Origin of the sequence: Mesorhizobium sp. M1A.F.Ca.IN.020.03.2.1 (genome assembly GCF_004023205.1) — a bacterium.
Lineage (GTDB): Bacteria > Pseudomonadota > Alphaproteobacteria > Rhizobiales > Rhizobiaceae > Mesorhizobium.
The window spans coordinates 1-13,865 of the sequence record NZ_RZSV01000037.1; the positions used below are offsets into that span (position 1 = coordinate 1).

Here is a 13,865-nt window from a genome sequence, read left to right on the forward strand (position 1 = left end):
GCTGGGAGGTGATGCGCCCCTCGCGAAACCGCCGCTGGGGCCATCCGGCGATGATTGCGCTGATCGAGAAGCTCGCTCGAGACGCCCAGGCGGATGGCTGGCCGGGGCTGCTGGTCGGCGATGTCTCGCAGCCGCGCGGCGGCCCGATGACGACCGGCCATGCCTCGCACCAGATCGGCCTCGATGCCGACATCTGGCTGACGCCGATGCCGCGGCGGCCGCTGACCATGGCGCAGCGCGAGAGCATGAGCGCGACGCTGATGGTCGACGAGAAGACGCATCTGGTGAAGGACGCGCTGTGGACGCCGTCCCATACGCGGCTTTTGAAGCGTGCGGCGAGCTACCCTGAGGTCGAGCGCATCCTGGTCAATCCGGGCATCAAGAAGAAACTTTGCGACACGGTCACTGGCGATCGCTCCTGGCTGCGCAAGATCCGGCCGTTCTGGGGCCATGACTATCATTTCCACATGCGTATCGGCTGCCAGGCGGGCTCGCCTGGCTGCAAGGCGCAGGAGGCGACGCCGGCCGATGACGGCTGCGGCAAACCGCTTGCCTGGTGGTTCACCGAGGAGCCGTGGCGGCCCAACAAGAACCCGGATGCGCCGAAAGCGCGCGATCTGATGACCATGGCCAATTTGCCGAAGGAGTGCCAGGCGGTGCTTGCAGCGCCGGACGCGCCTTCTCTGGAAGCGGTCACCTATCAGGGCGACGGCGCGGCAGCGGTGGCGGCGGCCAAATCGAAAGCGACCGAGCCGGCGGAGACGATCTCCAGCGATGCGGCGACGCTGCCGGCGGCGGCGAGCTCCTTTGCGCCGACGCCCAAAATCGGCATTCCAGTGCCCCGGCCAAGGCCGGGGAACTGAGGCCACGCCACGGCGTCCAGATGGTCGAGGCCGGCGGCGCCCCTCATCCGCCTGGCTGCCCGCAATGCGGGCTTTCTTCTTGCGAAGCTGGCGATTGGCGAAACCATTGGCGACGGGGAGAGGATGCCGGCAGGCAGGTGAGGGGCGGCGCCGACGCTCGAGATAGGCGCCAAAGCCGCTTTCCCTTTGCAGGACCATGCGCTAGTCAGCGACGGAGCGGGAACGAACGGGACAAAAAGCATGGTTGGCGAAGACGATACAGCGCTGCGGTTTCCGGTCCTGATCGGTGATATCGGCGGCACCAATGCGCGTTTCTCGATCGTGCTCGACGCCAATTCGGAAGCGACCGAGCCGCAAATCGTCCAGACGGCCAATTTCAAGACCATCGACGAGGCGATCCAGGCGGCGGTGCTCGACCGCTCGTCGATCCAGCCGCATTCGGCGGTGCTGGCGGTGGCCGGGCCGGTCGACGGCGACGAGATCCGGCTGACCAACTGCCCGTGGGTGGTTAAGCCGCACCAGATGTTTGCCAATCTGGGCTTGAGCGAGATCGTCGTGCTCAACGATTTCGAGGCGCAGGCGCTGGCGGTGGTGGCGCTGGGCGAAGAGCATATGGAAAAGATCGGCGGCGGGACGCCGGAGCCGAATGCCGGCCGGGTCGTGCTCGGCCCGGGGACGGGGCTCGGCGTCGCGGGGCTGATCTACGCGCTGCGCCGCTGGATACCGGTGCCGGGCGAGGGCGGGCATATGGATATCGGCCCGCGCACGCCGCGCGACTTCGAAGTATTTCGGCATATCGAAAAGCTCGAGGGTCGCATCTCCGGCGAGCAGATCCTGTGCGGCCGCGGACTGGTCAATGTCTATCGCGCGGTGGCCAGGGCCGACGCAAAGCCGACGCCTTTCACGACGCCGGCGGAGGTTACGGCGGCCGCGCTCGCTAAATCCGATCCGGTGGCACAGGAAGCGCTGGAACTGTTCGTCACCTGCCTCGGCCGCACCGCGGGTGATCTCGCGCTGGTGTTCATGAGCCGCGGCGGCGTGTTCCTGACCGGCGGCATCGCGCAAAAAATCGTGCCGGCGCTGAAAGCCGGCAATTTCCGCGCCGCGTTCGAGGACAAGGCGCCGCACAGCGCGCTGATGCGCACGATGCCGGTCTATGTCATCACCCACCCGCTGGCCGCGCTTCTCGGGCTCGCCGCCTATGCCAGAACCCCGTCGCTGTTCGGCGTTCAGACCGCCGGACGGCACTGGCGGGCATGAGCGCGCCCGGGTTCGGGATGGCAATCGGCCACCGCGACGAAGTTTCGCCATAGGCAAGCCGTAGCCGGGGCGCTAAGAGGGTGCCGAAATGCTCCCTGACCTTTGACGAGAACCCACGAAGCGCTGCCGATTTGACATTTCAAAATCCAAACAAGCTAAAGGCCCGGCCCGGCGAGGTCACGGCGGTACTGCGCCGTATCATCGCCGAGAACGGCTATGACCATCGCTGGTCCTACGCGATCGTCATCGTCTGCTCGTTATTGGTTTCGGGCGCGACCGCCTTTTCGGCCTGGGTCATGGCGCCGATGGTCAATCAGATATTCTACGAGCGGAGCAGCGACGCCGTCTGGTGGATTTGCGCCGGCTTCATGGGCGCCTTCCTCGTGCGCGGCTTCGCCGGCTACGGCCAGGCGGTGATGCTGGCCACGATCGGCAACAATCTGGTCGCCCGCTACCAGAAGCGCAGCTTCGACCAACTGATGAAGCTCGGCGTCAATTTCTTCAACGACACGCGCTCGGGCCGATTGGCGGCGCAGCTGGACGAGAATATCGGCGGCATCCGCGAACTGCTGTCGCTGACATTGATTTCGATCACTCGCGACGCGGTGACGCTGGTCGGCCTGGTCGGCCTCATGGTCTACCAGGATCCGGTGTTGTCGCTGAGCTCGCTGCTGATCGGGCCGCCGCTGATCTGGGCCGTCGTCTACATCACGCGCCGGGTGCGCAAGATCAATCGGGAATCCGTGCTGATCAATTCTCGGCTGAGCGGGTCGGTGCAGGAGGCCACCCAAGGCATCGCCATCGTCAAGGCCTTCACCTTGGAAGACGAGCTGGCGCGCCGCATCGGCATCATGGCCGATACGGCCGAGCAGCGCAGCAACAAGATCGCCCGCGTCTCGGAACGGCTGTCGCCGATTTCGGACATGCTGGCCGGCCTCGCCGTGACCGCCGTCATCGCTTATTCCGGCTATCGGGCATTGTATCTCGGTCAGCCGCCGGGCGCGGTCTTTTCCTTCATCACCGCGCTGATCTTGGCCTATGATCCGGCGCGGCGGCTGGCGCGCATGCAGGTGGCGATGGAACGCGCGCTGGTCAACGCGCGCATGATCTATGAATTGCTCGACCTCGAGCCGAAACAAAGCGACGCGCCCGACGCCGCCGAAGCGAAGATCATTTCCGGCGAAGTGACCTTCAACAATGTGACGTTCGGCTATAGCGCCGACATGCCGGTGCTGAGGGATCTGAGCTTTACCGCCGCCGCCGGCAAGGTGACGGCGATCGTCGGCGCTTCGGGCGCCGGCAAGTCGACGCTGGTGGCGCTCTTGCAGCGCTTCTATGACGTCGACGAGGGCAGCATCGAGGTGGACGGCCAGGACATCTCGAAGGTGACGAAGCGGTCGCTGCGCCAATCGATCGCCTATGTCTCGCAGGCGCCGTATCTCTTCGAAGGCACGATCCGCGACAACATTCGCTACGGCCGGCTCTCGGCCACCGACGCGGAGATCGAGCAGGCGGCGAAACAGGCCGCCGCCGACGAGTTCATCCGCCAGCAGCCGCAAGGCTACGACACGCCGGTCGGCGAAGGCGGCTCGACGCTTTCCGGCGGTCAGCGCCAGCGCGTCTCGATCGCCCGTGCCATCGTGCGCCAGGCGCCGATCCTGCTGCTCGACGAGGCTACGTCGGCGCTCGACAACGAGGCCGAAGCGCGCGTCCAGGAAGCGCTCACCCATGTCATGGAAGGCCGCACCACCATCGTCATTGCGCATCGGCTGTCGACCGTGGTCAATGCCGACCGCATCATCGTGCTGGAAGAGGGACGGCTGGTTGAGGAAGGCACACACGCCTCGCTGATGGCCGACCCGCACAGCGTCTATGCCCGCTTCCACCGGGTGCAGGGCAAGAAGGGGCTGGGGCTTGTCGATGACGCCAAGACAACCCAAACTCCTCTGCCGCGCACGCGCGCGAAGAAGACCGTCGGGAGAAGCGCATGAGCGAAACGGGCGATATGGGCCTGGTGGTGGTGGGCGCCGCCGGCCGGATGGGTCAGACGCTGATCCGCGCCATCCACTCCATTCCCGGCGCGTGCGTTGCCGGTGCCGTCGAGCGGCCGGGTTCACCGCATCTCGGCAAGGATGCCGGAGAGCTCGCCGGCATCGGCAGCATCAATGTGCCGATCGCCGACGACCCGCTGCCGGCCTTCGCCAAGGCCGACGGCGTGCTCGATTTCACGGCCCCGGGCGCAAGCGTCGAATTCGCCGGCTATGCCGCGCAGGCGCGCATCGTCCATGTCATCGGCACGACCGGCTGTTCGGCCGATGACGATGCGAAGATCGCCGCGGCGGCGCGCCACGCGACCATCATCAAATCCGGCAATATGAGCCTCGGCGTCAGTCTTTTGGCGGTGCTGGTGGAGCAGGCGGCGCGCGCGCTCGATGCGCAGGATTTCGACATCGAGATCCTGGAGATGCACCACAGGCACAAGGTCGACGCGCCGTCCGGCACGGCGCTGCTGCTCGGCGGAGCGGCGGCCAAAGGACGAGAGATCGCGCTCAAGGACAACAGCGTGCGTGTGCGCGACGGCCATACCGGCGTGCGCAAGGCCGGCACGATCGGCTTCGCCAGCTTGCGCGGCGGGTCGGTGGTCGGCGAGCACAGCGTGATCCTGGCCGGCACCGGCGAGCGCATCACGCTCGCCCACCAGGCCGAGGACCGGGCGATCTTTGCCCGCGGCGCGGTCAAGGCGGCGCTCTGGGGCCGAGGCAAGAAGCCGGGCCTCTATTCCATGCGGGACGTGCTCGGCCTGGGCTGAGGCGGTTTTTTCTGCTTTTCTTCCGCAATTCCGGGCCGAAACCGCTACACACTTTTCCTGGAATTGCTCAATCCAACGACGTATCAGGAGCAAACATGTCGGGAACTCTCGTGCTCGTGCGCCACGGCCAGAGCGAATGGAACCTGAAGAACCTGTTCACCGGCTGGCGCGATGTCGACCTCACCGACCAGGGCAATGCGGAAGCGCTTGCCGCCGGCCAGAAGCTCAAGGCGCGCGGGCTCAAATTCGACATTGCCTACACCTCGGCGCTGAAGCGTGCGCAGAAGACCTGCCAGCACATTCTCGACGTGGTCGGCCAAAGCAAGCTCGAGACCGTCCGCGACCAGGCGCTCAACGAACGCGACTATGGCGATCTCTCCGGCCTCAACAAGGATGACGCGCGCAAGAAGTGGGGCGAGGAGCAGGTGCATATCTGGCGCCGCTCCTACGACGTATCGCCTCCCGGCGGCGAAAGCCTGAAGGACACCGGCGCGCGTGTCTGGCCCTATTACCTGCACGACGTGCAGCCGCATGTGCTGCGCGGCGAGACGGTGCTGGTCGCCGCGCACGGCAATTCGCTGCGGGCGCTGATCATGGCGCTGGACGGCAAGTCGGGGGAAGAGATCGTCAAGCTGGAGCTCGGCACCGGCGTGCCGGTGATCTACAAGCTCAACGCCGATTCCACCGTGGCAAAGAAGGAAGTGCTGGAGGGGTGAGGGATTCCATTGTTCCGGCCCCGCTCGGAACGGGTGGCCGTCTCGGGACAACCGCTTCAGGCTGGAATTCCGTCTCGCCGTTAACTGACCAGCGTCGGCGCCGCCCCTCACCTGCCTGCCGGCATCCTCTCCCCGTATAGTGACGGGGAGAGGGAAGCTCCGGCCGCCGATTTCGCCAATCGCCAGCGTCTCAAGAGGACGCCAACGCCGCGGCCAGCCCCTTCTCCCCGTCCTATACGGGGAGAAGTGCCCGGCACGGCGATGAGGGGCGGGGCCGACGCCGACAATTGCCGTCCGTGCCTGAAATCAACCCCAGCTGCCCTCTGGTCAGTCTTGAGCTCCTCGAAAAAACCGCGTTGACACGCTTCGTTTGCCCGCTTACATGAGCGCCCACCAGCCCAGATGGCGGAATTGGTAGACGCGCACGGTTCAGGTCCGTGTTCCGCAAGGAGTGGAGGTTCGAGTCCTCTTCTGGGCACCAATTCTCTTCGGAGAAGCCAGTAATTCCAAGGAAATCAAGGCGTTGAGTATCCCCGGAGGTCCACCCAAGAGGCCCTCAGGAGGACCACCGCCCGTGCAGATCGACCTGCCCTACGTCCAGCAGCCCTCAGGCAAGAAGCACTACCGCTACCGGCGGAAGGTTCCGGGCTTCCTGAGGCAAGCTCTTGGAAAGACCGAGATCGTCAAGCCGCTGGGCAGCACACATGCCGAGGTGCTGCGACATTACGACCGGGTCCACAAGGAAGCCGAGGCCGAGATCAAGGCCGCGATGCGCGGGAAGCCGAAGAAGACCCCCGAGAAGACCGCGCTTGAGAAATACCAATGGGCAACCCGGCAGGTGGCCGAGTGGGGGCCGATGGATGAGGCCACAGCTGACGCCTTGGCCGACCATCTTGAAGAGACCGGACAGCCAGAGCTTTACCGCGCCTTGGTGGTCCCCGACCGGAAGGCACCCGCGCCCACGCTTGCCGATGCCATCAAGCTCTACCTCAAGGACAAGGTTGAAGGGACCGCTGACGAGACCAAGAAGCAGCAGCGGATTGACCGTGTGCAGGGTCACGTCGTGAAGGCCCTGAACCGTGGTGATCCTCAATTCAGGTCGTTTACGCGGGCCGACGCTCGGGAAGTCAGGGACCACATGCTGACTGAGAAGCCGATCCCCGCACCTTCCACGGTCCACCGTTACCTGAATGACCTCCGGGCAGTCCTCAATCACGCCACCAAGGAGATGGACGAGCTGAGGGGCTGGCTCAGTCCATTCAACGGGTTGGAGGTCAAGAAGGTGACGTTGGCCAAGGAGGACCGCAAGTCATTCACCGACGGTCAACTCAAGGCCGCCCGAGCGCGGGTGCTTGGTCATGCATCAGACGATCTCCAGCGTGTCTGGAGGATGCTGGAGGGAACGGGGTGCCGGCTGGCGGAAGTCACCGGGCTGATGGTCGGAGACGTTCACGCCGAAGGTGAGCGCCCCTATCTCGACCTCAGGTTCTTGCCTCACAGGCGCTTGAAGAACGCCGGCAGCGTTCGCCGGGTGCCGCTGGTAGGGGATGCGCTCAAGGCTGCTCAGGAGGCCCACGAGGCGGCTGCGGATCGCGCCTTGCTGTTCCCGACCTACGCTCGTGAAGGCGGCGCTTCGGCGGCATCACAGGTGCTCATGAAGCACGTCCGTAAGGTTGTGACCGACCGCAAAGTGACGGTGCATTCGCTGCGGCATACGCTCAAGGACAAGTTGGTCAAAGCCGACGTGGCGGAGGCTCTGCAGAACATGATTTTGGGCCACTCGTCGGGTGCCGTGAGCGAGGCTTACGGCGGACCTGAGGCGCGGCTTGAGGCGGCGACGAGGGCGCTGCAGAAGGCGTTGAGATAGTGGGTAAGACCACCACTGGAAGAACGCCCGTCTCGCAGATACATTGAGTAGGGTTTGGCCAGGAGGCTGATTTGGACCTTATTTCCCCTGAGGACTACTCATCCCTTCCAATCGACTTGACGGAACGATTTGTCGCGTTTGAGGAAATCTGTCGACGCAACCTGAACCGGCTCATCACACGCGAAACCCCGGAGCATTTCGATCAAATGATCCGGCTGGAGTACATGACGCTGGTGGCCGCTGCGGCTGAGGAATGCGGGGTCGAGGGCTTCAGGTCCCCATGGCAGATGGATCGACCGTACGATGCGTTTGACAACTTCCTCCTGCAGGCTACCGGCGTGTCCACACGGTTTCGTTTGCGAAGCGTGAGCGGACGTGACGGATACTCCGTCCGCCTCGCGAACAAGACCCGGGGACGAATTGAGCAGCAGATCGCGAAGTTGCGGGACATCATCGTCAACAGCGAGCTGCCCGAACGCCAGCGCAAGGGACTGCTGGACAAGCTGAACGACCTGTCAGTCGAGCTGTCCCAGCCGCGCGTGCAGTACGCCAAGGTCATGGCTGTCTTGGCCGTTGTGTGTGCAACACTGGGGGGAACAACATCCTTTCTTGCCGAGGCTCCGAGCGCGGTAGCGACGATCACCAGCCTGCTCGGTGCCGACAAGATCGCGGAGGACGCGGAGACCGAGAGGCTCGGCCCGCCGCCGACACCGAAGGCTCTCCCTCCGAAGCCCCGCGCGCTGCCTGCACCGGACTTTGGGCTACCACCTCAGCAAAAGGGGCGGCGCGAGTTGGACGACGAGATACCGTTCTGACGCGCGGCAGCGTCGATGTGGCCCCGCCTGATCCGCCGCTTCATCTCGGTCACGCTCAGAAGGTCGACCAGATCAAGCGACCAAGCCTCCTCCAGGCCGACCGCAAGGCGACCCCTCGACCGGCCGCCCGGTGCGGCGGTCAACAGATGTCCACCTGCACGGGTCTGCCTTCATGCTGAACCGCTGGTCTGTCATGCATGAGAGATAGGGTCGGATTTTTGGCGAAAGAATTTGCGCGCCCCATCGGATCAACAGCACGCGCCCATAATCCCCCTGCCCGGGTCTGCGGCTATTAGGAGCGCACCGCTGTCTTGGGCATTGAGTTGGGCTTCCTTGCTCGGGGCTTTCTGGAGACGGCCTCCGAGCCGCAAGAATTGCATTGGGCAACGTACCTCCCGCCTCTGCCTCGACTGGGCTGCCACTGCACAACAATCTTTGACGACTGGCACCGCTCACAGCGGGCGGGAGCGGCAGCCTTCCGGCGCAGAGCCACCGAGGTGTAGATTTCCACGACGTGGGAGGTTGCCGAGAAGGCAAGCTCTGCGTCGGCTCTGGTCGCGCCCGAGCTGTGGGTGAGCCAGTTCGCGAGCCGCCACGCACGCTCGGCGGTCGATTTGACATAGGCGCGAGCATACTCTTTCGACGCTCCCCCAGCGAGTTCGTTGGCGAGCCGGTCGTTCCACCCAATGAAGTGGCTGGCCTTGGGGGTGTCGCCGGTGAACTCGACGCTTGCCGCGTCAATCAGCTCACGGATGAACACCAACAGGCACTCTCGGCAGAGCATCCCAATTCCTTGGAACTCCTCGACCTCGTCGGCAGCGTCGAGTGCTTCGCCTACTTGAACGAGCTTGCGTTGGGTGACCAAGAACAACTCCACCTCGGCGGGGGTGCCATGGTAGCGCCGGGCGGCCGCGACGCGCGCCATCAGACCGATGTGGAACGACAGGGTGTAGTCCATGCTCGGCATCAGCCGCTGAGAGTAGAGGTTGGTCGGGTTGGTGATCACCCACCACCTCTCCTTGTCGGTGTGGACGTCCCATACATCGTAGTCCCGTCCGAAGACACGCTCACTCGTGACCTTCTCGGCATGCTGGACGATCTCTTCGCCATGAGCCTGCCATTCGAGGTAGTCGGCGATCCGCCTCGCCTCCTCTCCAGAGTGTCGGAATAGGAACCGCTCCAATTCAGCCAACGGTAGCTGAGGAGGAATGACGCACTCATCCTCCATCTTCTTTGATTTCGATCGCTTGGCCATGGGACCTCCAACTGCATCCTATTTGGGGCGTGACGACGAGTGCAAGCCGGGCCGCCGCCGTGCGGCCGCTGCTTGGTTCTCTTGGGTGTGCCCTTTCCGAACTGGCGCTGGTCTGGTTCGAGAAATACCCCCTTGACCACTCAAAGCGAACCATCCATTACAGAACCAGTCAAATCGAACTGGAGGGCACCATGACATTCATCCGAGCCTACCTCAGGGCCTCGACCAAGGAGCAGGACGCAGGACGCGCGCGAGGGGACCTTGAAGCATTCTGTCGGGAGCGAGGGCTAACCATCGCGGCCACCTACGAGGAGAACGAGAGCGGGGCATCGCTGCACCGGCCGGAGCTGTTCCGGCTGCTCAGGGACAGCAAGCCGGGCGACATCCTGCTCACCGAACAGGTCGACCGCCTGAGCCGCCTGTCGGACAAGGACTGGGACCAGCTCAAGCGTGAGATCAAGGACCGGGAGGTCAAGGTCGTGGCGCTGGACTTGCCGACTTCGCACATGATGCTGAAGACCGAGGACGCCTTCACCGGCCGGATGTTCGACGCGATCAACGGCATGTTGCTCGACATGCTCGCCGCCATCGCCCGCAAGGACTACGACGACCGACGCCGCAGGCAGGCTCAAGGGATCGCCAAGGCAAAGGCGGAGGGACGCATGAAGGGTCGCCCCGAGGACGCAGAGCGCAACGAGGCCATCTTGGAAATGCTGCGGAAGGGGCAGAGTTGGAACACCATCGTTCGAGCGACCAACTGCTCACGGTCGACGCTCGCAAGGCTGGCGAAGCGCTTGGAAGAGACCGGAGCCGATGCACGTTGATCAGATACCGGGGCCAGCCGAACTATCGCCAAATGGCCGCGTGGGAATGCAGGTTCCGAAATACAAGCCCAACCACATGGCCGGCATTGTTCATCGCTCGCGCCTCAGTTTCATGCCCAACAAAGGTCTGAAGCGCTCGTGTCCTCCCATCAGGGCCTGTCACAGAACTCTGGACGCCATGCTCAGTATGTAGATTGAAGACCACGTCACCTCTGTCATTGAGGGCCACAACTCCAGTACTGGCCAACCCAGGCAACAGCTCACGCATCCCCTCTGTTGCTGACCAGATGAAACAACAATTTCGACCAGCAGCGTCACTCGTGATGCCGACAACGACGCCGCTGTCATTGATCGCCACCGGAACGGCAGCCGGTCCTCCCAGGGTGCCGAGATCGATCATTCCCTGTTCCTCTGACCAGACAAACGCCCTCTGAGGTCCCCCGGGGAACGTTCTACCGAACCAGCTATGACCGACAACGACGCCTTGATTGTTGAGAGCCACTGGCTGACTGTTCCAATCTGCCCGCAGCGCCCCGATGGATCGAATTTGCAGGTCCTTGCCGGCAACAAATGCAGTCTCACCCTTGTCGCCCGGGTCGTTACCGGGGATTGTCCAGCTGGACCCTATGAGAAAGCCACCGTTGTTGATGGCATACCCGTGACTGTGCATGCCACCCAGCGTTTCGAGAACGCGCAACCCATCTGGACCAACGTGAAATGCCCTGTTCGCGCCACCGTCGATCATCATCGTGCCGACGACTTCTCCCGTGTCATTGATGCCGTTCACCTGACTTGGCGCTCCTGCTCCTTTGACCACGTAGGGACCCAAATCATCGGACCAGATACAGGCCACATGCGGGTTGGGATCACCTGTTGAGCAGTACCCTCCAGCAAGTCCCGCGTTGTTGACGCACAACGCCCTCGCATGCCCACCAACCCCCGGCAGCTCTGTCAACTCGAGACGCTCTTCGCGTGGTGCGGACTGGGAGAGCTCTGGCGAACACTGGTCGGGCGCCGGAGCCGCCCCCATTCCGACCCTGAAGTTGCCAATCGGTACGATCTGCGCGTTCGGACCCAACTGGCCACGGATCGACGCCATCATGTCCTGTCCATTCATGATCGCCAGCGGCTCGAAATTACCTGTGATGGTGCCGTGAGTGTGGCCGACACCCCTCGTCCAATACATCGAGTAGCTGTACGAAGCAGCACTGACCGTGTTGAGTGTCGACGGCGAAAGCGAAGCCGCCTTGATCAGGGCCGCCATTTGGCGCTGAGTTTGGGATGGGTCGTTGCCGTTCCGCGACCCTATTCGAAGCCTTTGCAGCGCGAGCCTTGAAACAGCAGCCGCACCGGAGCCGCACACTACGGTCCGTGAAGTGGGGCTCCTATCGATCTCTATCCGCAGTTCAGGAGCCGGCCGAGACCGAGGAAGTCCGTGCAGCCGATCGACATTCGAAATCAAGGCTATTTGGCTCCGCCCGGATAGTAGAGCGCCGACCATGAAGGTGTGACTGCCTCGATAGCCCACGGATTTCAGCCAGCGAGTGCCCTCGCGACGAATGACCTCAAGGAGGCCTGTGAACGACGCACTCTCTGCGGGATTTGCAAGGACCCAGTCGCGGAGAAACTGTGATGTGTCCCTCGTGTTGCGAACGCGACCCACGCCACAATAGGAGACAATGGCCTGCCATCCGGGCTGCTCGATACCAATCACTTTTGCAGACGCATCCGACACCACGGTGCTGCCCGAAGTGAGACGCAGGTCTGCAGCCACATGGATGCTATCACGCGTCGCAAGCATCAAATTCAGTGTCATCGCTCCCCCCAAAGATCGGCCCGCCAACACATACCAACGAGAGGACACGGAACCAATCGATCCGAACCTCGTGGAGCGGCGAAGTGCCACTGCCCATCGCCCTTCATCATTTGTTGTTTGAGCGCCCGCGCTTCTCCTGATACAGGCCCGCCTCCCCGTCAGTGCGGGGTGGCCAGTTTGACCATGCTTGGAAGTGAATGGATCAGCGTATTACAGTCGGCGGATCGGAAGACGAGGACGTCGGAAGAGACCGCCCATTCAATCCCCACCGTTTCGCCTTCTCGGAGAACGCCAAGGGCATTGTCCGGGAAGCCATAGAGCTCCTCTTGACCTACGAGGACCGCTTCGGTCTCAGGCGCAACAAGAGGCGCCCCAGAGATCAAGAGACGTTCGAGCAAACGGTCGAGGCCATACTGTCGGACCTCATCCACGGGCAACTGGTCGGCGGATCAGGCATCTTCGTCACCCGTTCCCACCGTGTTCTGGGGGCGAAGAGCCGCTATCGGCCCGCCGTGTACAGCAAGGCGTTCCCCGCCACCCTCGACCTCTTGTCGAAGCCAGAGATGGGCTACGTCGAGCAAGACGTCGCCCCCGACATTCAGGGCGCATCGCGGTCCACTGTCATCCGACCGGGACAGCGGCTCCTCAACCGCATCGCCGAACACGAGGTTGACCTTGACGATCTGGACACGCACCAGACCGGCGAGACGATCATTCTGAAGAGGTTGCAGGACCGAGCCAATTTCTGGGACGACGGCGAGCGTCTCGACTACCCGGACGATGGTGCGACCGACCGATACCGGGAGCAGATGGCCGAGATCAACCAGTGGCTCCATGAAGCCGACCTCAAGTTCGACTGGAAGGGCATCGCTTGGCCCCACACGCCGATTTCGCTGCGGGACCGAAGACTGCGGCGGGTGTTCACACAAGGCCGCTTCGACAGCGGCGGCAGACTGTTCGGCGGGTTCTGGCAGCTACCGCGCAAGGACGAGAGACAGACCGGCTTGCGCATCAGCGGCGAGAAGGCCGTAGAGCTGGACTACGGCCAGGCTGGCGCTCGTATCCTCTACGGTATGGCGGGGCAGCCGCCGCCCTCAGATGACCTCTACCATCTATGGGGTTACGTTCAGCAGCGTGAAGGGATCAAGCGTGTCATGAGTGCGATGACCTTCGCCGAGAAGCCCCTTGAGAGGTTTCCCCAGGACACGCGCAAGCTGTTTCGCCGGGGTGACAAGATCGCCGAGGTGGTCGCTGCCATCGAGCAGAAGCACGAGCTGATCAGGGATCGGTTCCATCGTGGACTTGGTCACGATGTTCAGTTCATCGAAAGTCAGATCATGGTGGAGGTACTGCTGATCATGAAGGCCAGAGGGATCACGGCACTACCGATCCACGACGCCCTGATGGTCCCTGCGTCCGGCTCTGCGACGGCGAGAGAGGTGATGCTCTCGGTCTTCAAGCGAGTGGCGGGTGTCGAAGGAATTGTGACCCAGTCAGAGGCAGAGACCCCATGACCGATGGCTCTTCACCCTTGGGGGTATTCGGTACATCAGCTCCCCTCTCTTCTGTCTCTATGGAGGGATCTATCCTGTCCATGTCACCCCTCACTTCTCTATCAGTTGGACCTTCAATGACCCATA

11 protein-coding genes and 1 tRNA gene are annotated in these 13,865 nt (G+C 63.2%); 10 read left to right on the forward strand and 2 right to left on the reverse strand.

Annotated elements, in window-relative coordinates; translation table 11 throughout:
- From mepA to EOA79_RS08705, 8 genes are all read left to right on the forward strand, one after another.
- Positions 1-863: penicillin-insensitive murein endopeptidase (gene mepA, locus EOA79_RS08665; protein ID WP_128292969.1), on the forward strand; the 863-nt coding region annotated here is incomplete at its 5' end.
- 240 nt (positions 864-1,103) lie between these two features.
- Positions 1,104-2,123: a glucokinase gene (locus EOA79_RS08670; RefSeq protein WP_095825201.1), complete on the forward strand. Its 1,020-nt coding sequence runs from the start codon at positions 1,104-1,106 to the stop codon at positions 2,121-2,123.
- A gap of 131 nt (positions 2,124-2,254) precedes the next feature.
- The gene (locus EOA79_RS08675) at positions 2,255-4,114 is read left to right on the forward strand and encodes an ABC transporter ATP-binding protein (RefSeq protein WP_095825086.1); all 1,860 of its coding nucleotides are present in this window, start codon (positions 2,255-2,257) and stop codon (positions 4,112-4,114) included.
- A complete protein-coding gene (gene dapB, locus EOA79_RS08680; RefSeq protein ID WP_127335334.1) occupies positions 4,111-4,932 on the forward strand; it encodes a 4-hydroxy-tetrahydrodipicolinate reductase in 822 nt (273 codons plus the stop codon). The genes EOA79_RS08675 and dapB overlap by 4 nt, the downstream gene beginning before the upstream one ends.
- A gap of 95 nt (positions 4,933-5,027) precedes the next feature.
- Positions 5,028-5,648, forward strand: a complete 621-nt coding sequence (locus tag EOA79_RS08685) for a 2,3-bisphosphoglycerate-dependent phosphoglycerate mutase (protein WP_095825088.1) — start codon at positions 5,028-5,030, stop codon at positions 5,646-5,648.
- Between the two features lie 396 nt (positions 5,649-6,044).
- Positions 6,045-6,129, forward strand: a tRNA-Leu gene (locus EOA79_RS08695).
- A 93-nt stretch (positions 6,130-6,222) separates the two neighbouring features.
- Entirely contained in the window at positions 6,223-7,515 is a 1,293-nt protein-coding gene (locus tag EOA79_RS08700; RefSeq protein WP_095825089.1) for a tyrosine-type recombinase/integrase, read from the forward strand.
- 71 nt (positions 7,516-7,586) lie between these two features.
- On the forward strand, positions 7,587-8,330 hold the full coding sequence (locus EOA79_RS08705) for a hypothetical protein (RefSeq protein ID WP_095825090.1): 744 nt from the start codon (positions 7,587-7,589) through the stop codon (positions 8,328-8,330).
- Positions 8,331-8,622: 292 nt separating this feature from the next.
- Here the strand turns inward: EOA79_RS08705 and EOA79_RS08710 are convergent, their stop codons facing one another.
- A complete protein-coding gene (locus EOA79_RS08710; protein ID WP_127335335.1) occupies positions 8,623-9,585 on the reverse strand; it encodes a hypothetical protein in 963 nt (320 codons plus the stop codon).
- Positions 9,586-9,776: 191 nt separating this feature from the next.
- On the opposite strand from EOA79_RS08710, the gene EOA79_RS08715 reads away from it, so the two are divergent.
- The gene (locus EOA79_RS08715) at positions 9,777-10,409 is read left to right on the forward strand and encodes a recombinase family protein (RefSeq protein WP_095825202.1); all 633 of its coding nucleotides are present in this window, start codon (positions 9,777-9,779) and stop codon (positions 10,407-10,409) included.
- Between the two features lie 22 nt (positions 10,410-10,431).
- Here the strand turns inward: EOA79_RS08715 and EOA79_RS08720 are convergent, their stop codons facing one another.
- Positions 10,432-12,225: a hypothetical protein gene (locus EOA79_RS08720; RefSeq protein WP_127335336.1), complete on the reverse strand. Its 1,794-nt coding sequence runs from the start codon at positions 12,223-12,225 to the stop codon at positions 10,432-10,434.
- A gap of 197 nt (positions 12,226-12,422) precedes the next feature.
- Here EOA79_RS08720 and EOA79_RS08725 point away from each other — a divergent pair, with 197 nt between their 5' ends.
- Positions 12,423-13,739 carry a hypothetical protein gene (locus tag EOA79_RS08725; RefSeq protein ID WP_127335337.1) on the forward strand — a complete coding sequence of 439 codons (1,317 nt, stop codon included), beginning with the start codon at positions 12,423-12,425 and terminating at the stop codon, positions 13,737-13,739.
- Positions 13,740-13,865: the final 126 nt, after the last annotated feature.